Genomic DNA, 20673 nt, shown 5'->3' with positions numbered 1-20673 from the left:
TCGCCCGTGGCGGCCCTGTCCGTTTTACTTTACCCCGCAGAAAACTTACATTAATGCGGTTAAAAGTCCGTATTCGAATCAAGCAGGATTTTCCATGTATATGTCCACGTCTGAGATACGCGCTGCGTTTCTCGAGTATTTCCGTTCCCAGGGGCACCAGGTTGTCTCCTCCAGCTCGCTGGTACCGCATAACGACCCGACCCTGTTGTTTACCAACGCGGGTATGAACCAGTTCAAGGACGTGTTCCTTGGCGCAGACAAGCGTGCCTACAACCGCGCGACGACCTCCCAGCGTTGCGTGCGTGCCGGTGGTAAGCACAACGATCTGGAAAACGTCGGCTATACCGCTCGTCATCACACCTTCTTCGAGATGCTGGGCAACTTCAGCTTCGGCGATTACTTCAAGCAGGATGCCATCAAGTTTGCATGGGGCTTCCTGACCGAGGTGCTGCAACTGCCGAAAGAACGCCTGCTGGTGACCGTCTACGCGACTGACGATGAAGCCTTCGACATCTGGGAAAAAGAGGTCGGTGTGCCGGCCGATCGCATCGTGCGCATCGGTGACAACAAGGGCGCCCCGTACGCTTCCGACAACTTCTGGGCCATGGGCGATACCGGCCCGTGCGGTCCCTGCACCGAGATCTTCTATGACCACGGCGATCACATCTGGGGTGGCCGTCCCGGCTCACCGGAAGAGGATGGCGACCGTTTCATCGAGATCTGGAACGTGGTGTTCATGCAGTTCAACCGTCAGGCTGACGGCGCCATGGAGCCGCTGCCGCGCCCGTCCGTGGATACCGGCATGGGTCTGGAGCGAATCTCCGCCATCATGCAGGGGGTTCACTCCAACTACGAAATCGACATCTTCCAGGCGCTGATCAAGAAAGCGGCCGAGATTGTCGGCACCACCGATCTGAGCAACCAGTCCCTGCGCGTCATCGCGGACCACATCCGCTCCTGCGCCTTCCTGGTGGCTGACGGCGTCATGCCCTCCAACGAAGGTCGCGGCTACGTGCTGCGCCGTATCATCCGCCGCGCCGTGCGTCACGGTCGCAAGCTGGGCGCCACCGATGTCTTCTTCTACAAACTGGCCGCCGAGCTGGCCGTGCAGATGAAGGATGTCGCTGCCGAGCTGATCGCCCAGCTGCCGCTGGTCGAGCGCGTGCTGCGCATCGAAGAGGAGCAGTTCGTCCGCACCCTGGACCGCGGTCTGCTGCTGCTGGAAGACGCTCTGGCCAACCTGGGCGATGCCAAGGTCATTCCGGGCGAAGTGGTGTTCAAGCTGTATGACACCTATGGCTTCCCGGCCGACCTGACTGCCGACGTGGTGCGCGAGCGCGAGATCGGCATCGACGAAGAGGGCTTCAAGGCCGAGATGGAGAAGCAGCGTGCTCGTGCCAAGGAAGCATCCAGCTTCGGCGTGAACTACAACGAGATGCTCAAGCTCGACTTCGAGACCCCCTTCACCGGTTACAAGACCCTGACCGAGCGCACCCGTGTGGTCGGCATCTACAAGGGCGTGGACGAGGTGAGCGGTCTTATCGCCGGTGACGAAGCTGTCATCGTGCTGGAGCAGACCCCCTTCTACGCCGAATCCGGCGGCCAGATCGGCGACAGCGGCACCCTGAAAGTGGATGACGGCATCTTTGCCGTGACCGATACCGTTAAAGCGGGCAAGGCGATCATCCACAAGGGCTACATGGAGCTGGGCACCCTGGAGAAAGGGGCCGAGGTCGAGGCTGTGGTCGATGGCGACCGGCGTCAGGCCATCGCCCTGAACCACTCGGTGACTCACCTGCTGCACGCGGCCCTGCGTCAGGCGCTGGGCGAGCACGTGACCCAGAAAGGCTCTCTGGTGGGTGCCGAGCGCATGCGCTTTGACTTCTCCCACTTCGAGGGGATGACCATGGCGACCATTCGCCGGGTCGAGGAGCTGGTCAACAACCAGATCCGCGCCAACCACGAAATCATCACCCAGCTGATGGGCCTGGAAGAGGCCAAGTCGGCCGGCGCCATGGCGCTGTTTGGTGAAAAATACGAAGACGACGTGCGCGTTGTGCGCATGGGCGACTACTCCACTGAGCTGTGCGGCGGTACCCACGCCAAGCGCACCGGTGACATCGGCTTCTTCAAGATCATCGCCGAGAGTGGCATCGCCGCCGGCGTGCGCCGCATCGAAGCGGTGACCGGCAAGGCCGCCATCGACTTCATGCATCAGGTCGGTGAACAGATCGAAGAGGCTGCCGCGCTGGTGAAGGGCGATCAGTTCAGCATCGCTGACAAGGTTCGCCAGGTGCTGGACAAGGCCAAGATGATGGAACGCGAGCTGGAGCAGCTCAAGGCCAAGCTGGCCGCTCAGGCCGGTAACGACCTGCTGGGTCAGGTCATCGAGATCAAGGGTCAGAAGGTTCTGGTTGCAGCGCTGGAAGGGGCCGATCCGAAATCCCTGCGCGGCATGCTGGACGAACTGAAGAACCAGATGAAGTCCGGTGTGGTGCTGCTGGCAACCAGCGGCGAGGGCAAGGTCAACCTGATCGCGGGCGTCACCAACGACCTGACCGGCAAGGTCAAGGCCGGTGAGCTGGTCAATCTGGTGGCCCAGCAGGTGGGTGGCAAGGGCGGTGGTCGTCCCGACATGGCCCAGGCGGGTGGTACCCAGCCTGAGGCAGTGCCGGCGGCCCTGCAATCCGTACACTCCTGGCTGGAAGAGCGCCTGTAAGCGGGCGAGGTGATCTGTGGCACTCTATGTACAGAAGTACGGCGGCACCTCGGTCGGCACGCTGGAGCGGATCGAGGCGGTAGCTGAGCGGGTCGAACAGACCCGCGCCCAGGGACATGACGTGGTGGTGGTGGTCTCCGCCATGTCGGGCGAAACCAACCGGTTGCTGGGCATGGCCCAGCAGCTGGATCCTGATGCCAACCGGCGCGAGATGGATGTGCTGGTCTCCACCGGTGAACAGGTCACCATAGCGCTGCTGGCCATCGCGTTGAACAAACGCGGTTGCCCCGCGGTCTCGATGACCGGTGATCAGGTTCGCATTCATACCGATTCCGCCTATGGCAAGGCGCGCATCACCCACATCGACACCGACCGGGTTCAGGCTGAACTGGGCGCGGGAAAGGTGGTGGTGATCGCGGGCTTCCAGGGTCGTGACGAGCACAATGCCATCACCACCCTGGGGCGCGGTGGCTCCGACACCACGGCGGTCGCCGTGGCGGCGGCCATCAAGGCCGATGAGTGCCAGATCTTTACCGACGTGGACGGGGTCTATACCACGGATCCGCGCATCGAACCCAAGGCGCGTCGTCTCGACACCATCACCTTCGAGGAGATGCTGGAGATGGCCAGCCTGGGCGCCAAGGTGCTGCAGATCCGTTCGGTGGAGTTCGCGGGCAAGTACCGCGTGCCGCTGCGGGTGCTGTCGAGCTTTGTCGAGGGAGAGGGAACGTTAATCACATATGGAGGTGAGAGGATGGAAGCTCCCCTGGTATCCGGGATAGCGTTCAATCGCAACGAAGCCAGCCTGACCATTCTGGGTGTGCCGGACCGGCCCACCGTGGCAGCGCAGATCCTGAATCCGATCAGCGACGCCAACATTGATGTCGACATGATAGTGCAGAACACGCTGGGCGATGGCACCGCCGATTTCACCTTCACGGTGAATCGCGATGACTATCGCCGGGCGCGCGCCCTGCTGGAGGAGACCGCCAGCGAGCTGGGGGCCGCCTGCGTGCAGGGCAACGGTGAGATCGCCAAGGTTTCCATCGTCGGAGTCGGGATGTGGAACCATCCTGGCGTCGCCCGCACCATGTTCAAGGTATTGGGCGAGGAGGGGATCAACATGCAGTTGATTTCCACCTCTGAAATCAAGATATCCGTGGTGATTGACGAGAAGTACCTGGAGCTGGCAGTGCGTGCTTTGCACTCCGCTTTTGGGCTGGATCAGGAGCCTCATGAGCAGCCCTTGGGAAACAATCCCTGATTGATTTAGTTTCAACCATTTACCATATCGGTATCTTTGTAAGATAATGTCGCATATCGATATAAATACAAAACAGGATACAGGAGCAAGCGAATGCTTATTTTGACTCGTCGTGTAGGGGAAACCCTGATGATTGGTGACGAAGTGACTGTCACCGTGCTGGGCGTGAAAGGCAACCAGGTTCGTATCGGCGTGAACGCACCGAAAGAAGTTTCCGTGCACCGCGAAGAGATCTATCAGCGCATCCAGGCCGAGAAAGTACCGGGTCAATCCGGCTTCTAAGCGGCATCAATGGCTGTGACAAGGCGACACCTCATGTGTCGCCTTTTGTTTTTTCGGAGCGCCGAAAATGGTGTCGCAGGGGGCGAAAGAGCGGGATAAGTGTCGATATTGCTTGAATATTCCACGCTTTGGCCAAATACCGAGCGAACGCACTTTTTTCTCCAAAAAAGTGTTTGACTAAAAATCCCTGTGAAGTATTATCAGCCCCGCAAACGGAGAGGTGGCCGAGAGGCTGAAGGCGCTCCCCTGCTAAGGGAGTATGCGGCTTATACCCGCATCGGGGGTTCGAATCCCCCCTTCTCCGCCATTTGCGCCCGTAGCTCAGCTGGATAGAGTACCTGGCTACGAACCAGGTGGTCAGAGGTTCGAATCCTCTCGGGCGCACCATATTAGACTCACGATGAGTCATGTACTGGCAATCAGCAAGCCGGTACAACTGAAAAAGGCTTACTGTTGAGTAAGCTTTTTTTATCGCTTTAAATCAGGGCGCCCGTAGCTCAGCTGGATAGAGTACCTGGCTACGAACCAGGTGGTCAGAGGTTCGAATCCTCTCGGGCGCACCATTTTGAAAGCAATACCAAAAGTTTGTGAGCGCCCGTAGCTCAGCTGGATAGAGTACCTGGCTACGAACCAGGTGGTCAGAGGTTCGAATCCTCTCGGGCGCACCATTTTGAAAGCAGTACCAAAAGTTGATGAGCGCCCGTAGCTCAGCTGGATAGAGTACCTGGCTACGAACCAGGTGGTCAGAGGTTCGAATCCTCTCGGGCGCACCATACAGACAGCCTCGACTTCGGTCGGGGCTGTTTTTTTATATGGCCGCTCCAGGTATGGGATACGACCCGGGTGGCTTGATACTCGTCTCTTCGTCTCTTCGTCTCTTCGTCTCTTCGTCTCTTCGTCTCTTCGTCTCTTCGTCTCTTCGTCTCTTCGTCTCTTCGTCTCTTCGTCTCTTCACCTCTTCGCTTCTTTGCTTCAGTTCTGTGGCTTCGCTGCTGAGATCGCGCTCACCCATCCGGCAACCTGCAGCCCTGTGACACAAGGGCTTCCAAGCCAGCATGACGGGCGCTTGGCGCCTCTCTTTGCCTCCTGCGGCCCACTGCGCCGACTTTCGCGTTATCGCGTCCTGTGTGCATCCCTTGGTTCTCGGTCAACCCACGCCCCTTTCCGCTGATAAACCCGCTCAGAGGCGGGCAGAGGCGGTTTGCAGGCAATAAAAAAGGATGCCGCGGCATCCTTTTTCATCCCCGCAGTCCGGGTGTCAGCTTTTCAGCCATTTGCGAATGCGGTTGGCATCGCCGATGGGGGTGCGTTTGCCCACCGAGTTGAGCAGCACTATGGCCAGCTCCTGATTGTCCGGCTTGGCCCGCATCAGCAGGCAGCGGCCCGCTTCGTCGGTATAACCGGTCTTGGAGAGGCGCACGTCCCAATCCGGGTTCTTCACCAGCGGGTTGGTGTTGTTGAACATCAGGCTGTAGGCCGGCGTGCGAAAGCGCATGTCCTTGCTGGTGTCCTGGGTGAACTCGCGGATCAGCGGCTGGCGGTAGGCCGCCGCGATGAGCTTGGCCAGATCCTGGGCGGTGGAGACGTTGCGGGTCGACAGGCCGGTGGAGTCGTAGAAGCGGCTGTTGCGCATGCCCAGCTGTTTGGCCTTGTTGTTCATGGCTCGGATGAAGGCGGGACGGCCCCCTGGGTAGTGGCGGGCAAGCGCCGAGGCCATGCGGTTTTCAGAGGACATCAACGCCAGATGCAGGGCATCGCGGCGGGTCACCTGGGTGCCCATGCGAACCCGCGAATAGGTGTGTTTGATGGCGTCTCTGTCGTTCTGGTCGATGGTCAGGGTCTGGCCGAGATCCTGGCGGGCATCCAGCACCACCAGCGCCGTCATCAGCTTGGTGAGGGAGGCGATGGGACGCACCTGGGTGGGATTCTTCTGGTAGAGGGTCTTGCCCGTTCTGACATCCATCACCAGTGCGCTGCTCGATTGCAGCTGCAGTTTGGCCGGGTTGGGGGCAGCCAATGCTGCTGGCAGTCCCAGCAGTCCAACCAATGCATAAACCAGCGCCATAGCGCTAACCCGACACCGCATACTACCGACTCCGTTCACATGGAAAAAAAGGCGCTAGATTCACTCATTTTTACCCTCGCTTGACAAGAGTGCCAGCGGGTAAATCACCATTATTTCGCTAAAAAAAGGGCCATCTCTCGATGACCCTCTCTCTTTGCCTCAATCCCGTGGCGCACTGGCTTTGCGTTTGCTCAGCCAGCGCCAGATCAGCGCAATCAAACCGCCGACCAGCAGCACGATCGGCAGGCAGAGAATGATGCTGAGGAACTGGGACTGGTACTCTGCAGCCAGCTTGGTGTGACTGAGGAAGTAGCCGAAACCCACCAGCGGGCAGATCCACATGATGGAGCTGACCAGATTGACGATGAGAAAGCGCCCCTGGGGCAGTTCGGTAGCACCGACGATATAGGGGTAGGCGGTGCGCACGAAGGCGATGTAGCGGGCGGTGATCAGGGTCACGATGCCGTATTTGTCCAGCAGGTAGTAAACCTTCTGCTGGTGCTTCTCTTCCACATGAGACAGCAGCCGGTGGTAGAGCTGGGTATGGCCCAGGAAACGCCCCTGCATGTAGCCGAGCCAGGTGCCGACGAAGGTGGCCAGGATCAGCAGCGGGATCACCCCGAGGGAGAGCACGTCCTGATAGATGAGCACGCCGGTCAGGATCAGCAGGCTGTCGCCAGGCAGAAAGGCGGTGGGAATGAAGCCGTTCTCCAGCACCAGAAAGGTCAATAACACACCGCAGACCATGAAGGCCATCTTGGGATCGGATAGCGTCACCAGATCCTGATGCATAAAGGCGTGGGCCAGTTGGTAAAACTGTTCCATAGTTGCAAACTCCGCAGGTTAGCTGGGTTGATCAAGCAAGGGCATGGCAAGCACCTTGTCGATGCGCAAACCATCCATGTCAACGATTTCCAGTTGCCACTGTTCCAGGGTGACCAGGTCTCCCGTCTGGGGAACACGACCAAGGAGCAGCATGATAAGCCCTCCGAGGGTGTGATAGTGATGTTTTTCTTCCTCCGGTAGCCGAACCAGTCCCAGACAGTCCTTCAATTCCGGCAGTGGAATGAGGCCGTCGAGCAGCCAGCTGCCGTCGGTACGCTGAAAAGCCCAGTTGTCGTCGCCATCTTCCTGCTGGAAGTCGCCGGCCAGGGTCTCCAGCAGATCCTGCTGGGTGACCAGTCCCTGCAACTCGCCATATTCGTCCACCACCAGCACCATGTGCTCGGAGTGGGTGCGGAAGTGGTTGAGCAGCTCGAGGCCGTTGAGGGTTTCAGGCAGCAGGCTGCCATCCTGGGTCAATGCCGCCAGATCGATGGGCTCACCCTTGATATAGGCGTGCAGCACCTTGCTGACGTTGATGATGCCCACCAGTTCCGACAGGTTGCCGTCGCAGACCGGGAAGAAGCTGTGGCGATACTCCACCAGCCGCTGCAGGTTGACCTCCAGCGGCAGGGCGAGGTCGAGATAGCGGATGTCGCTGCGCGGCACCATCAGCGAGGAGAGGCTGCGTTCGTCGAGCCGGAACACGTTGCGCAGCATGGTGTGCTCATGATCCTCGATGATCCCGGCTTCCGAACCCTCCACCAGCATGGCGTGGATCTCCTCCTGGGTCACGTTGGCGCTGGCATCCTGGCTGACTCTCAGCAGTCGCAGGCTGGCCTTGGTGGAGGCCGACAGCAGCCAGACGAAGGGACGGGTAAGGGCGGCCAGCCACAACATGGGGCGGGCCACCAGGCAGGCGATGCGCTCGGCACTGATCTGGCCGAGCCGCTTGGGCACCAGTTCGCCGATGACGATGGAGAGATAGGTGACCACTACGATGACCAGCACGGTGGCGATGAGGCCGCTGCTCTTGGGGGTCATGCCCCACTCCTGCAGCCAGAGCGCCAGCGGCTGGGCCAGCAGGGATTCGCCATAGATACCGTTGAGCAGACCGATACTGGTGATGCCGATCTGCACCGCGGAGAGAAAATGGGTGGGATCTTCGCTCAGCTTGAGCGCAATGGCGGCGGAGCGGCTCCCTTCGCTGACCATCTTGCTGAGGCGTGCCTTGCGTGCGGTGACGATGGCGATTTCCGACATGGCGAAAACGCCATTGAGCAAAATCAATCCAAACAGGATCAATATTTCCATACTGCGGCAGCACTCCTAGTAGAAAGATCGCTGGCAGTGTAATGAATTTGGGGGCGCTGCGCTTGTGAAAGCGGGTGATTTGGCTCGCTAATTTTGTATGACAAGGCGCGAAATGAGGGGGAATGGTGGCGGGCGGGTAACAAAAAGCCCCCTGCAGGAGGGGGCTTTGCGAGGCGGATGCCGGCTTACAGCGCGGCGATCTCGGCCTGCTGGGCTTCGAGCTTGGTCAGCTGGAGACGGTAATCTTCCAGCTTCTCGCGCTCCTTGGCGATGACCGCTTCCGGTGCCTTGGCGACGAAGGCCTCGTTGCCGAGCTTGCCTTCGATACGGCCACACTCGCCTACCAGACGGGCAACCTCTTTGGCCAGACGGGCCAGTTCGGCATCCTTGTCGATGAGACCGGCCATCGGGATCAGCAGCTCGGTGGCCCCGATCAGCTTCTTCACCGACAGTGGCGCGGCTTCACCTTCGCCAAGCACGCGGATGGATTCCAGACGGGCCAGCGACTTGAGGAAGGCCTCGTTGTCGGCTGCACGCTCGGCATCCTTGGCATCGCACTGGAGCAGCACGTTGAGCGGGACGCTCGGCGCTACGTTCATCTCGGCGCGGATGTTGCGGATGCTGACGATGAACTCCTTCACCCACTCCTGATCCGCCATCGCGGCGTCGTCCACCTTGGCGGCGTCGAACTCCGGGAAGGCCTGAATCATGATGGTGTCGGCGTGTACGCCGGCCAGCGGGGCGACCGATTTCCAGATGGTCTCGGTGATGAACGGGATGATCGGGTGTGCCAGACGCAGCAGGGTTTCCAGCACGGTCACGAGAGTGTGGCGGGCAGCGCGCTGCTCGGCCTCGGAACCCTTGGTCAGCACCGGCTTGGTCAGCTCCAGATACCAGTCACAGAACTGGTTCCAGATAAATTCGTACAGCACGCCAGCCGCGATGTCGAAGCGGTAGGTATCGAGGGCGGTACGGAAGTCACGGATGGCCACCTGCAGCTGGGACTGGATCCAGCGATCCGCCAAACTGAACTGCATCTCGCCACCATTCCCTTGCGAAGAGAAGCCACAATCCTGATCTTCGGTGTTCATCAGCACGTAGCGGGAGGCGTTCCACAACTTGTTGCAGAAGTTGTTGTAGCCATCCAGGCGCTTCATGTCCCAGTTGATGTCACGACCGGTAGAGGCCAGCGCCGCCAGGGTGAAGCGCAGGGCATCGGTACCGTGGGCCTCGATCCCTTCCGGGAACTGCTTGGCGGTACGCTTGCCGATCTTCTCGGCCATCTGCGGCTGCATCATGTTGCCGGTACGCTTCTCCAGCAGATCTTCCAGCGAGATGCCGTCGATCATGTCGAGGGGATCCAGCACGTTGCCCTTGGACTTGGACATCTTCTGGCCTTCTTCGTCACGGATGAGGCCTGTGATGTAGACGGTCTTGAACGGCACTTGCGGCTGGCCGTTTTCGTCCTTGATGAAGTGCATGGTCATCATGATCATCCGGGCGATCCAGAAGAAGATGATGTCGAAGCCGCTCATCAGCACGTCGGTCGGGTGGAAGGTCTTGAGCGCCTCTGTGTTATTCGGCCAGCCCAGGGTGGAGAAGGTCCACAGGGCGGAGCTGAACCAGGTGTCGAGCACGTCTTCGTCCTGACGCAGCACGGTCACGGACGGGATGCTGTGCTTGGCGCGCACTTCATCTTCGTTGCGGCCCACGTAGACGTTGCCGGCGTCGTCATACCAGGCCGGGATGCGGTGACCCCACCACAGCTGACGGGAGACGCACCAGTCCTGAATGTCGCGCATCCAGGAGAAGTACATGTTTTCGTACTGTTTCGGCACGAACTGGATACGGCCATCTTCCACCGCCTCGATGGCGGTCTTGGCCATGGGGGCCACGCGCACGTACCACTGGTCGGTCAGCATCGGCTCGATGGGCACGCCGCCGCGATCGCCGTAGGGCTGCTGCAACACGTGATCCTTGATCTCGGCCAGCAGGCCCAGTTCGTCCAGCTTGGCGACGATGGCCTTGCGGGCGGCAAAGCGCTCCATCCCGGCAAACTCGGTCGGCAGGGTGGCGTCATAGGCGGTGCTGGGGTTGCCGTTGGAGTCAACCACTTCGGCCTCGGCGCGCACGTGGGCGTCCAGGGTGAAGATGTTGATCATCGGCAGGTTGTGGCGCTTGCCCACTTCGTTGTCGTTGAAGTCGTGGGCCGGGGTGATCTTCACGCAGCCGGTGCCCTTCTCCATGTCGGCGTGCTCGTCGGCGACGATGGGGATCAGACGGTTCACCAGCGGCAGCAGAATGTGCTGACCGATCAGCGCCTTGTAGCGCGGGTCTTCCGGGTTCACCGCGACGGCGGTATCACCCAGCATGGTTTCCGGACGGGTGGTGGCGACGATCAGGTGATCCTGGCCTTCGGCGGTCTTGACGCCGTTGGCCAGCGGGTAGCGCAGGTGCCACATGTGACCCTTGATCTCGCGGTTTTCCACTTCCAGATCGGAGATGGCGGTATTGAGCTTGGGATCCCAGTTCACCAGGCGCTTGCCGCGGTACATCAGGCCATCTTCGTAGAGACGGACGAACACTTCCTGCACGGCGGCGGAGAGGCCTTCATCCATGGTGAAACGCTCGCGCTCCCAATCCACGGAGTCGCCCAGACGGCGCATCTGGCGGGTGATGGTGCCGCCGGACTCTTCCTTCCACTGCCAAATCTTGTCGATGAAAGCTTCCCGGCCGTAATCGTGGCGGGTCTTGCCCTCTTCTGCGGCGATCTTGCGCTCAACCACCATCTGGGTGGCGATACCGGCGTGGTCGGTACCCGCCTGCCACAGGGTGTTCTTGCCCTGCATGCGGTTGTAGCGGATCAGGGTATCCATCAGGGTTTGCTGGAAGGCGTGACCCATGTGCAGGCTGCCGGTGACGTTCGGCGGCGGGATCATGATGCAGAAGGAGTCTTTGCTGGTGTCGCCGTGGGGCTTGAAGTAGCCCTGAGCTTCCCAGTGCTGGTAGAGCGCCTGTTCGATGGCGTTGTGATTAAAAGTCTTTTCCATGGTCTCGCCGTAATCTGGATGGATGGATTCTGGTGTTGATTCGTGGTGGATCACAGGCGGCGCAGTCAGGGCTGCGCCGGATCCGGTGCGGCAAGGACGGGCTGATCCCTCATCTCGAGGGTGTGGCCTGCCTGGCGATAGTGCTTGTAGCGCTCGCGGGCTTGCTGCTTTTGCGTTTCGTCAGTGGGGACAAAATCTACCACTTGAGCGAAGTGTCCTGCAAACAAAGGTGTCTGTTTGGCCAGATTGATGAGGCGGGCGTAGCGCCGCCGTGGCGGCTGGTGGCCGATCTCCACCGGTGCCTGACCGCTCTCCCCCTGCAACTGGTGCGGCACGAAGCGCTCCGGCGGCAGCTGCCACAACAGCTCGTCGAGGCGCAGGGCCTGAGCCTCATCGTCGCAGAACAGATAGAGGTGGCCCGCCCCCCACGACTCGGCCGCAAGGCTGCAGGCGAGTCGCTCGACGGCAGAGGCCTGCGCGTCATCCTGTTCGCTCATCAGGTAAAAGGTCACTTGGCTCATCAGGTTGATCCCGTTTGCGGTGACGGATAATTGACCGCCGGTAAGGACGGGCAGGGGGTATTCCTGCCCACCCTCAATGAAACAAGGAAGAGGCGGGCCTCTTCCTTGTGGTGTAGGGCAACTTCCGCTCGCCCGATGGCATCGCCGGGCGAGGTGCGGAAATTACTCCTTCTCTTCGATGTCCACCCCTGACCGGTTCAGCAGGAACTGGGTCAGCAAGGGCACCGGACGCCCGGTGGAGCCTTTCTCCTTGCCGCTCTTCCAGGCGGTCCCGGCGATATCCAGGTGGGCCCAGTTGTACTTCTTGGTGAAGCGTGACAGGAAGGCGGCGGCGGTGATGGTACCGGCCGGACGACCGCCGATGTTGGCCATGTCGGCAAACGGACTCTCCAGCTGTTCCTGATACTCGTCGAACAGCGGCAGACGCCAGGCGCGATCACCCGCCTGCTCGGAGGCATTGAGCAGCTCGTGGGCCAGCGGGTTGTGGTTGGCCAGCAGACCCGTGGTGTGGTGACCCAGGGCGATGATGCAGGCACCGGTCAGGGTGGCCACGTCGATCACGGTTTCCGGATCAAAGCGATCCACGTAGGTCAGCGCATCGCACAGCACCAGGCGGCCTTCCGCATCCGTGTTCAGCACTTCGATGGTCTGGCCGGACATGGAGGTGAGGATGTCACCCGGGCGATAGGCGTTGCCACCCGGCATGTTCTCGCAGCCCGCCAGCACGCCGATGACGTTGATGGGTAGCTGCAGCTGGGCCAGGGCGTGCATGGTACCGAGCACGGAGGCAGCACCACCCATGTCGTACTTCATCTCGTCCATGCCGTCGGCCGGCTTGATGGAGATGCCGCCGGAGTCGAAGGTCAATCCCTTGCCGACCAGCACGATGGGCTTGGCATCCGGATGACCCTTGTATTCGATGATGGCCATCATGGCTTCGTTGTCGGAGCCACGGGCTACCGCCAGGTAGGAGTTCATGCCGAGCTCGGCCATCTCCTGCTCGCCGATCACCTTGGTGGTGATGTTGTCGAAGGCATCGGCCAGACGACGGGCCTGGGAGGCGAGATAGGCCGGATTGCAGACATTGGGCGGCATGTTGGCCACGTCGCGACAGACGCGCACCCCTTTCGCCACGGCCAGGCCGTGGGCGATGGCTTTTTCACCAATGGTCAGTTCCCGACGCGTCGGCACGTTGAACACCAGCTTGCGCAGCGGACGGCGCGGCTCGGCCTTGTTGGTCTTGAACTGGTCGAAACTGTAGAGGCCCGCCTTGGTGGTTTCTACCGCCTGGCGCACCTTCCAATAGGTATCCCGCCCCTTGACGTGCAGCTCGGTCAGGAAGCAGACCGCTTCCATGGAGCCGGTTTCGTTGAGGGTGGTGATGGTCTTGTTGATGATCTGCTTGTACTGGCGTTCATCGAGTTCCCGCTCCTTGCCGCAACCGACCAGCAGCACGCGCTCGCTGAGCACGCCCGGTACTTGATGCAGCAACAGCATCTGGCCTGGTTTCCCTTCCAGGTCGCCACGGCGCAGCAGCGAGCTGATGTAGCCATCGCTGATCTTGTCCAGCTGTTCGGCAACCGGAGAGAGGCGACGCGGCTCGAATACGCCGACCACGACGCAGGCACTGCGTTGCTTCTCAGGACTGCCACTCTTTACACTGAACTCCATGGAATCTCCTACATCCTAAAGACAAAAGGCACCTTTTATTGAATAATGCGGTGCTTGTTGGGGTATCAGAGGCGGAGCGAACAGGCACTGGCCCCGCAGTTCAAACTGGTAAAAATCCAATATACGGCCCTATTTTTCAGGCATTCGACTAAAAACACAAGTTTACTTGGGAATGACTGTGATCGTTTTCCGATATTTGTTCAGGGAAACCCTGAAAACCCAGCTGGCGGTATTATTCGTGCTGCTGCTCATCTTCGTCAGCCAGCAATTCATCCAGATCATCGGCGATGCCGCCGATGGTGAGGTGCCGACGCGCCTGGTCTCCACCCTGCTGCTGCTCAACTTGCCCAACATGGCCCTGTTGATGCTGCCCATCAGCCTGTTTTTGGCCATCTTGTTCGCTCACGGGCGCCTCTACGCCGAAAGCGAGATGACGGTGATGCATGCGGTGGGCTTCAGCCACCGTTTCGTGATGCGCAGCGCCATGGTGCTGGCCTTGCTGACGGCGGCCGTCGCCGCCTTCAACACCGGCTGGGTGGCCCCGCAGGCCAAGGAGCGCGAGTACCAGGTGATCGACGAGTTCAAGGCCGATCCGGGGATCTCCTTCCTGCAGGCCGGCCGTTTCATGGAGCTCGACAAGGGGCGCCTGGTAGCTTACATCCAGGACCTGAACGACAAGGGCTCCAAACTGCAGAAAATCTTCGTGTTGCAGCGCTCCCAGGATGGCAAACCGCCGTCGGTGGTGGTGGCGACCGAAGGGGTGGTCACGGTCGACAGCAATGGTCTGCAGTGGCTGACCCTGAAGGATGGCTCCCGCTACGAGGGGCACTTCAATACCCGCCAGTTCCAGATCTCCGAATTCGACGAGTACAGCCTGGTGATCCGCCAGCAGGAGATGGAGCGCTCCAACCGCAAGGCGGCGGCCAAGCCGACCATGGAGCTGCTGGGCACCCAGGACAACCAGCTGATGGCCGAACTGCAGTGGCGCCTGTCGCTGCCGCTCTCCATTCTGGTGCTGACCTTCCTGGTGGTGCCACTGGCGCGGGTCAACCCCCGTCAGGGCCGCTATGCCAAGCTGTTGCCGGCCATCCTGCTCTACCTCTCCTACTTCTTGCTGCTCAGCGCCGCCCGTTCAGCCATCGACAGCGGCCGGCTGCCGCACTGGCCCGGCATGTTCCTGGTGCCGCTGGTCTATCTGCTGCTGATCGGGTTGCCGCTCAACCTGCAGGGCACCAGCTGGTGGAACGGGGTCAAGACCCTCTATTTCAAGAGAAAATCGGCATGATGTTGTCATCTGGGAGTCTCTACTGATGTTTGGCATTCTCGATAGACATGGCGACCGGGTCATTTTGCTGTCGCCCCCGCTCCATGTGTCTGTATTTGAGGAAAAAATCAGCATGATGCTGCAACCGGGGAGTTTCTGCTGATGTTTGGCATTCTCGATAGATATATCGGCCGGATCATTTTCATGTCGGTCCTGCTGTGTGAGATCACGCTGGTGGGCCTTGCGGCGCTCATCAAGTACGTGGAGCAGCTGAAGTCGGTGGGGGAAGGCAACTACGACATGCTCAGCGCCCTCTACTATGTGCTGCTCTCCATGCCGAAAGAGGCGGTGCTCTTCTTCCCGCTGGCGGCCCTGCTGGGCGGCCTCATCGGTCTGGGCCAGCTGGCGACTAGCTCGGAGCTGGTGGTGATGCAGGCGGCGGGCCGCTCCAAGATCAGTATCGTGATGGCGGCGCTCAAGACCGCCATCCCGCTGATGATCCTGGTGGGGCTGATGGGGGAGTACGTGGCGCCCATCGCCAAGCGGATGGCGGATGACATCAAGGCGGGGGCCCTGTCGGAAGGGCGGCTGACCGTGTCGGCTTACGGGGTGTGGGCGCGGGATGGCAACAACTTCGTCAACATCAACGGGGTGCGCAACGATGGCGCGCTGACCGGCATCACCCTTTACCGTTTCACCCCGGAGCGCAAGCTGATCGATATCCTGCAGGCGCAGGAAGGGGTGTTCGAGCAGCATCACTGGCTGCTCAAGCAGGTGCAGGTGACCCGTTTTGATGATCCCAAACAGATCCTGAGCGAGACCCAGCCCCAGATGGAGTGGAGCTCCGAGCTCACCCCCAAACAGCTCGGGGTGGTGAGCGTCGATCCCGAAAACCTGCCGGTGGCGGGACTGCTGGATTACATCGGCTATCTGGATGCCAACAAGCAGGATGCTGGGCGCTACAAGCTGGAGATGTGGCGCAAGCTGCTGTCACCGCTCTCGGTGGTGGCGATGATCCTGCTGGCCTCCTCCTTCATCTTCGGCCCGCTGCGCTCGGTCAGCATGGGCGCGCGGATGCTGATGGGGATCATGACCGGCTTCGCCGTCTACGTCAGCGATCGGGTGTTCGGCCCCATCAGCCTGGTGTACGCGGTGCCACCGATCCTGGCGGCCATCGCGCCCAGCCTGCTGTTTGGCGGCATCTCTTTCTATATCCTGAGCCGCAAGCAGTAGCTGCCTGAAGGGTTGTGAGGGCGGTGGCGCTGCTGACAAAGGCGGCCATCGCGCCCAGCCTGCTGTTCGGCGGCATCTCCTTCTAGATTCTGAGCCGCAAGCAGCAAGCGCATCGGCCAGCAAAAAGGGCACCCTGGGGTGCCCTTTTTCGTTGCCGCCTTTTGGGATCAGCGATTGAGCTGTTCCAGGTTTTCCTGTTTGCCCAGCACGATCACTTCGCACTCGGACCAGATGTCCTGAAATGCGCGGGGTGACTTGCGGTTGAACAGGCAGAGCAGGTTGCCGAGGCCAAAGGCCGCCGTTGCCAGCCGGATCAGCGCCTGGGTGATGCGGATGTTGCTGCCATCGGCATTCTGGATGCGCAGACGCCAGGCCCGCATGCCGATGGTCTGGCCGGCGCGGGTCCAGAACCAGGTGTAGAAACCGCAGATGACGAGAGCGAGCCAGGCACTGTAGACGGGACTGGTCAGCAGCCAGGCGGCGTCTTTACCCTCGGGGACGCTTGCCATGCCGGTTGCCAGCAGCAGATGGGCCACCCCCATCCCGATAAAGCCGGCGATGATCAGCAATGAGATGACCACCAGATAGTCATAGATCAGGGCGCCGAGCCGGCGCAGCAGACCGGCGGAGGGGTGACGCTGGGTGGGAGGAGGGGGAGTGGTCGGTTGGACGGGTTTACGCTTGGCCATCGTTCTTATTCCATTAATATGATGCGGGCATTCTATGTAACTGACCTTGCCTCGGCAAGGCGTTGAATAAATGAGCAAACGACTGTGGGCACAAGAAAAACACCTTGCATGCCCAAGCGCCATTCGTATAATCCCTCGCAGTTGCCCGGGTGGCGAAATCGGTAGACGCAGCGGATTCAAAATCCGCCGGTGAATAACCGTGTCGGTTCGAGTCCGACCCCGGGCACCATCAAATTCATGACAAAAGGCCATCAGCAATGATGGCCTTTTGTTTTTCCGCCTTTCCCCTTCCTTGTCACGCTTCTGTTCTCCGGCTGATATCGGCAAGCCGGGTACACTTCTGTGGTCATGCCATGTCCCGCCTTGCTCCATTTCGGTGCGGCTTGCTCTGCCTGCACAGCAGAAGTGCGCATTCGCTCATGTTAGCGCGTCCCATGCGCCAATCTGGTGCACCTCCTCTCTGTCATAAGAATAACATTATGATTTTAAATAACTTATTAAGTTGGCCCGCTTTGTGCTTTTAAGCAGTTATGTCGCCATGATGCCGCTCCGTAGAGGGAATCTGACCGGGAGCGGTAACCAGTGTGTACCGAATGGAAATGTACGTGAATCATCGGTGTCGATGTTCATATCAGGAAATGGACCCGGCCTGGAGCCGGGACGACAGGGAAGGAGATGGCTGTATGCTCAAGAGACTCGTGATGACTGGCCTGTTGGCGCTGATTGCCCTGCTGGCCGCCCCCAGCTGGGCCGAAGAGGTGGTGACCGCATCTGCGGTGGTGACCATCAACAAGGGGGACAATACCTGGATGCTGCTGTCGGCAGCCCTGGTGATCCTGATGTCCATTCCGGGCCTGGCCCTGTTTTATGGCGGTCTGGTGCGCACCAAGAACATGCTGAGCGTGCTGATGCAGGTATTCACCCTGTTCTCGCTCATCTGCGTGCTGTGGGTGATCTACGGTTATTCGCTGGCCTTTACCGAAGGCAACAGCGTCTATGGCTCCTTCAGCAAGGCGCTGCTCAAGGGGGTGACCCCCGACTCCATCGCCGCCACCTTCAGCAAGGGAGTCGGGATCAGCGAGTTCATCTATGTGGTGTTCCAGGGGGCCTTTGCCGCCATCACCTGTGGCCTGATCGTGGGGGCCTTTGCCGAGCGCATCAAGTTTGCTGCCGTGCTGCTGTTCTCGGTGATCTGGTTCACCTTCGCCTATATTCCGCTGGCTCACATGGTGTGGTACTGGGCGGGTCCGGATGCCTATACCACGGCCGATGCCGCGGCAGCGGCCACGGCGACGGCAGGTTATCTGTTCCAGCACGGCGCGCTGGATTTTGCCGGCGGCACAGTGGTGCACATCAATGCGGCGGTGGCCGGTCTGGTCGGCGCCTATCTGGTGGGCAAGCGCCTGGGCTATGGTCGTGACCCCATGACCCCGCACAGCCTCACCATGACCATGATCGGGGCCTCTCTGCTCTGGTTCGGCTGGTTCGGTTTCAACGCCGGCTCCGCGCTGGAAGCCAACGGCACGGCGGCACTGGCTTTCATCAACACCTGGGTGGCGCCGGCTGCGGCGGCCCTCTCCTGGACCTTGGCCGAGTGGGTGATGAAGGGCCGTCCTTCGCTGCTGGGCGCGGCTTCCGGCGCCGTCTCCGGGCTGGTGGTGATCACCCCGGCGGCCGGTTTCGTCGGTGTCGGTGGTGGTCTGGTAATGGGCCTCATCAGCGGTGTCGCGGGGTTGTGGGGGGTTCACGGTCTCAAGCGGCTGCTGGGTGCCGATGACAGTCTGGACGTGTTCGGTGTGCACGGGGTATGCGGCATTCTCGGCGCCCTGTTGACCGGGGTGTTCGCCAGCCCGGATCTGGGCGGCACCGGGGTGTGGGACTATGTCACCAACCAAGTGGCGGAGGGCTACTCCATCCTGGATCAGGTCAAGATCCAGGCCATCGGGGTAGGGGTGACCATCCTCTGGTCCGGCATCATCTCGGTAGTAGCCTACAAGCTGGTGGATATGCTGATCGGCCTGCGGGTGAAAGAGGATGCTGAGCGGGAAGGGCTGGATGTCACCACCCACGGCGAGAAGGCCTACAGCCTGTAATCCGCCATCTGTTAGTCAGCCATATTGCCGCCGGCCATGCCGGCGGTTTTTTTTATGTCCGTTTGCCGGGGACCAACTCTGATGTCCTTGCCTGTGGTGGGGCGGCTCGCCTCTGACGCCATCACCCCCGATAGAGCGCATCCCCGAGATCGTCGCCGGCGATAGCATTTTTCGGCAGACAAGGCGGGCAGCGGCAATGTCCTCTGTCTTGTTGCTGTTTTATGCCTGCAATTTGGACGGATCTCCGCTAAACTCTGCCACCTTTTCTTGATGGGTCGGCTGGGCCGGCTCATCACCCTCTTATATATGTACTTTTGGAGCCGCTCATGCCGCTAGTGGGACATCAACACCAGATCGAGATCCTGGAACTGACCGACAAAGGAGATGGCAAAGGACGCCTGTTCGACCGCCCCCTGTTTGTCGAAGGTCTGCTGCCGGGTGAGCAGGCGTTGGTCGAACTGACCGAGGTCAAGCCCAACTACCTGCACGGCAAGGTGGCCGAGCTGCTCCAGCCCTCCGCCGACCGGGTTGCCGACTTCTGCCCCAACACAGAATGCGGCGGTTGCCAGGTGCGCCCGCTGGCCTATCCGGCCCAGCTCAAGCTCAAACAGAGCTTGGTGCAGAGCGCTCTGGAGCAGGTCGGGCTGGGTGAGGCTGTGGTCAATCCCATCCTCGGCATGGAGACGCCGTTCGCCTATCGCAACAAGGCGCAGTACGCGGTGCGTGGCTGCGAGGCCGGCGCCGAGATCGGCTTCTACCGCAAGCACTCCCACGATCTCATCACCGCCGATGACTGCGCGGTGCAAGATTCTCTGCACGTGGAGCTGAACGCCCGGGTGCGCAACTGGATGCGCGAGTACGACATCGCGGCTTATGACGAAGTGGCCCACACCGGCTGCGTGCGCAACCTGATGACCCGCAAGGGGTTCAAGAGCGGCGAGCTGATGGTAGTGCTGGTGACTCTGGGCGAAGAGCTGCCGTTCGAAGCCGAGTTGCTGGCCGCCCTGCAGGATCTGCCGGTCACGACTCTGGTACAGAATATCAACGAGGCGCGCACCAACCGCATCCTGGGTGACAACAACCGGGTGCTGCTGGGCAGCGGGGTGATCCGCGACAAGATCCACGAGCTCGAATTCGAGATCTCGCCGCTCTCCTTCTTCCAGAACAATCCGAGCCAGACCGACGTGCTCTACTCCAAGGCGCTGGAGTATTGCGAGCTGACCGGCAACGAGACGGTGTTCGACATCTATTGCGGTATCGGTACCATCTCCCTGTTCCTGGCGGGCAAGGCCGCCAAGGTGGTGGGGATCGAATCGGTGGAGAGCGCCATCAGCGACGCCCGCCGCAATGCGGCCCTCAACGGAATCGAGCAGACCGAGTTCCACGTCGGTAAGGCGGAGCAGCTGATGCCCGCCCTGCACGCCGAAGGGGTGAGCGCCGATGTGGTGGTGATGGATCCGCCGCGCAAGGGCTGCGACAAGGCGGTATTGCAGACCCTGGTGGCCATGGCGCCGCGCCGGCTGGTCTATGTCTCCTGCAACCCGCAGACCCTGGCCCGTGATCTCGCCTGGCTGGTCAAGCAGGGCTTCGTGCTGGACGAGGTGCAGCCGGTGGACATGTTCCCGCACTCGATGCACGTAGAGGCTGTCGCCCGCCTGAGCCTGCCTGCCAAGGCCTGATCGTCGC

General features: G+C 60.7%; 14 protein-coding genes and 6 tRNA genes. 13 read left to right on the top strand and 7 right to left on the bottom strand.

Annotated elements, in window-relative coordinates:
• The first annotated feature begins 94 nt into the window (after positions 1-94).
• The 8 genes from alaS to ACB031_RS14745 all read left to right on the top strand — a co-directional run bounded on the left by alaS (position 95) and on the right by ACB031_RS14745 (position 5038).
• Positions 95-2719, top strand: a complete 2625-nt coding sequence (alaS, locus tag ACB031_RS14780; protein WP_206865878.1) for an alanine--tRNA ligase — start codon at positions 95-97, stop codon at positions 2717-2719.
• A gap of 16 nt (positions 2720-2735) precedes the next feature.
• Positions 2736-3983 (top strand): aspartate kinase, encoded by a 1248-nt coding sequence (locus tag ACB031_RS14775; RefSeq protein WP_005305167.1) that lies wholly within the window; start codon positions 2736-2738, stop codon positions 3981-3983.
• 93 nt (positions 3984-4076) lie between these two features.
• Positions 4077-4265 (top strand): carbon storage regulator CsrA, encoded by a 189-nt coding sequence (gene csrA, locus ACB031_RS14770; protein ID WP_005305164.1) that lies wholly within the window; start codon positions 4077-4079, stop codon positions 4263-4265.
• 214 nt (positions 4266-4479) lie between these two features.
• Positions 4480-4572, top strand: a tRNA-Ser gene (locus ACB031_RS14765).
• Positions 4573-4575: 3 nt separating this feature from the next.
• Positions 4576-4652: transfer RNA gene (locus tag ACB031_RS14760), tRNA-Arg, on the top strand.
• A 99-nt stretch (positions 4653-4751) separates the two neighbouring features.
• Positions 4752-4828 (top strand) — tRNA-Arg (locus ACB031_RS14755).
• A gap of 28 nt (positions 4829-4856) precedes the next feature.
• Positions 4857-4933, top strand: a tRNA-Arg gene (locus ACB031_RS14750).
• A 28-nt stretch (positions 4934-4961) separates the two neighbouring features.
• Positions 4962-5038, top strand: a tRNA-Arg gene (locus tag ACB031_RS14745).
• A gap of 485 nt (positions 5039-5523) precedes the next feature.
• Here ACB031_RS14745 and pbpG read toward each other — a convergent pair.
• The 6 genes from pbpG to pepA form a co-directional block, all read right to left on the bottom strand.
• Positions 5524-6351 carry a D-alanyl-D-alanine endopeptidase gene (gene pbpG / locus ACB031_RS14740; protein ID WP_005305161.1) on the bottom strand — a complete coding sequence of 276 codons (828 nt, stop codon included), beginning with the start codon at positions 6349-6351 and terminating at the stop codon, positions 5524-5526.
• Positions 6352-6489: 138 nt separating this feature from the next.
• The gene (locus tag ACB031_RS14735) at positions 6490-7155 is read right to left on the bottom strand and encodes a DedA family protein (protein WP_005305157.1); all 666 of its coding nucleotides are present in this window, start codon (positions 7153-7155) and stop codon (positions 6490-6492) included.
• An 18-nt stretch (positions 7156-7173) separates the two neighbouring features.
• Positions 7174-8466: a hemolysin family protein gene (locus ACB031_RS14730; RefSeq protein ID WP_025201157.1), complete on the bottom strand. Its 1293-nt coding sequence runs from the start codon at positions 8464-8466 to the stop codon at positions 7174-7176.
• 185 nt (positions 8467-8651) lie between these two features.
• Positions 8652-11516 carry a valine--tRNA ligase gene (locus tag ACB031_RS14725; RefSeq protein WP_371139827.1) on the bottom strand — a complete coding sequence of 955 codons (2865 nt, stop codon included), beginning with the start codon at positions 11514-11516 and terminating at the stop codon, positions 8652-8654.
• A 65-nt stretch (positions 11517-11581) separates the two neighbouring features.
• On the bottom strand, positions 11582-12037 hold the full coding sequence (locus ACB031_RS14720; protein WP_010636089.1) for a DNA polymerase III subunit chi: 456 nt from the start codon (positions 12035-12037) through the stop codon (positions 11582-11584).
• Between the two features lie 162 nt (positions 12038-12199).
• Positions 12200-13708, bottom strand: coding sequence for a leucyl aminopeptidase (gene pepA, locus ACB031_RS14715; protein ID WP_005305141.1), 1509 nt, complete (start codon positions 13706-13708; stop codon positions 12200-12202).
• A 172-nt stretch (positions 13709-13880) separates the two neighbouring features.
• On the opposite strand from pepA, the gene lptF reads away from it, so the two are divergent.
• Complete coding sequence (gene lptF / locus ACB031_RS14710; protein ID WP_005305138.1) at positions 13881-14993, top strand: LPS export ABC transporter permease LptF; 1113 nt, start codon at positions 13881-13883, stop codon at positions 14991-14993.
• A 141-nt stretch (positions 14994-15134) separates the two neighbouring features.
• Positions 15135-16205: an LPS export ABC transporter permease LptG gene (gene lptG, locus ACB031_RS14705; RefSeq protein ID WP_010636091.1), complete on the top strand. Its 1071-nt coding sequence runs from the start codon at positions 15135-15137 to the stop codon at positions 16203-16205.
• A gap of 167 nt (positions 16206-16372) precedes the next feature.
• Here the strand turns inward: lptG and ACB031_RS14700 are convergent, their stop codons facing one another.
• A complete protein-coding gene (locus ACB031_RS14700) occupies positions 16373-16894 on the bottom strand; it encodes an RDD family protein (protein WP_026139162.1) in 522 nt (173 codons plus the stop codon).
• A gap of 143 nt (positions 16895-17037) precedes the next feature.
• Here ACB031_RS14700 and ACB031_RS14695 point away from each other — a divergent pair.
• From ACB031_RS14695 to rlmD, 3 genes are all read left to right on the top strand, one after another.
• Positions 17038-17123 (top strand) — tRNA-Leu (locus ACB031_RS14695).
• Between the two features lie 454 nt (positions 17124-17577).
• Positions 17578-18987 carry an ammonium transporter gene (amt, locus tag ACB031_RS14690; RefSeq protein ID WP_010636134.1) on the top strand — a complete coding sequence of 470 codons (1410 nt, stop codon included), beginning with the start codon at positions 17578-17580 and terminating at the stop codon, positions 18985-18987.
• Positions 18988-19313: 326 nt separating this feature from the next.
• Positions 19314-20666 carry a 23S rRNA (uracil(1939)-C(5))-methyltransferase RlmD gene (gene rlmD / locus ACB031_RS14685; protein ID WP_095591440.1) on the top strand — a complete coding sequence of 451 codons (1353 nt, stop codon included), beginning with the start codon at positions 19314-19316 and terminating at the stop codon, positions 20664-20666.
• Positions 20667-20673: the final 7 nt, after the last annotated feature.

Source organism: Aeromonas sp. S8(2024) (genome assembly GCF_041403085.1).
Lineage (GTDB): Bacteria > Pseudomonadota > Gammaproteobacteria > Enterobacterales > Aeromonadaceae > Aeromonas > Aeromonas dhakensis.
The sequence above is the reverse complement of the archived record's forward strand: the minus strand, read 5'-3'. Positions and strand labels throughout refer to the sequence as shown.

Bases quoted from the DNA above. Each gene is read 5' to 3' on its own strand.
- alaS (WP_206865878.1), top strand. From the start codon at position 95: ATGTATATGTCCACGTCTGAGATACGCGCTGCGTTTCTCGAGTATTTC.
- csrA (WP_005305164.1), top strand. From the start codon at position 4,077: ATGCTTATTTTGACTCGTCGTGTAGGGGAAACCCTGATGATTGGTGAC.
- pbpG (WP_005305161.1), bottom strand. From the start codon at position 6,351: ATGCGGTGTCGGGTTAGCGCTATGGCGCTGGTTTATGCATTGGTTGGA.
- ACB031_RS14735 (WP_005305157.1), bottom strand. From the start codon at position 7,155: ATGGAACAGTTTTACCAACTGGCCCACGCCTTTATGCATCAGGATCTG.
- ACB031_RS14730 (WP_025201157.1), bottom strand. From the start codon at position 8,466: ATGGAAATATTGATCCTGTTTGGATTGATTTTGCTCAATGGCGTTTTC.
- ACB031_RS14725 (WP_371139827.1), bottom strand. From the start codon at position 11,516: ATGGAAAAGACTTTTAATCACAACGCCATCGAACAGGCGCTCTACCAG.
- ACB031_RS14720 (WP_010636089.1), bottom strand. From the start codon at position 12,037: ATGAGCCAAGTGACCTTTTACCTGATGAGCGAACAGGATGACGCGCAG.
- pepA (WP_005305141.1), bottom strand. From the start codon at position 13,708: ATGGAGTTCAGTGTAAAGAGTGGCAGTCCTGAGAAGCAACGCAGTGCC.
- lptF (WP_005305138.1), top strand. From the start codon at position 13,881: ATGACTGTGATCGTTTTCCGATATTTGTTCAGGGAAACCCTGAAAACC.
- lptG (WP_010636091.1), top strand. From the start codon at position 15,135: ATGTTTGGCATTCTCGATAGATATATCGGCCGGATCATTTTCATGTCG.
- ACB031_RS14700 (WP_026139162.1), bottom strand. From the start codon at position 16,894: ATGGCCAAGCGTAAACCCGTCCAACCGACCACTCCCCCTCCTCCCACC.
- amt (WP_010636134.1), top strand. From the start codon at position 17,578: ATGCTCAAGAGACTCGTGATGACTGGCCTGTTGGCGCTGATTGCCCTG.
- rlmD (WP_095591440.1), top strand. From the start codon at position 19,314: ATGCCGCTAGTGGGACATCAACACCAGATCGAGATCCTGGAACTGACC.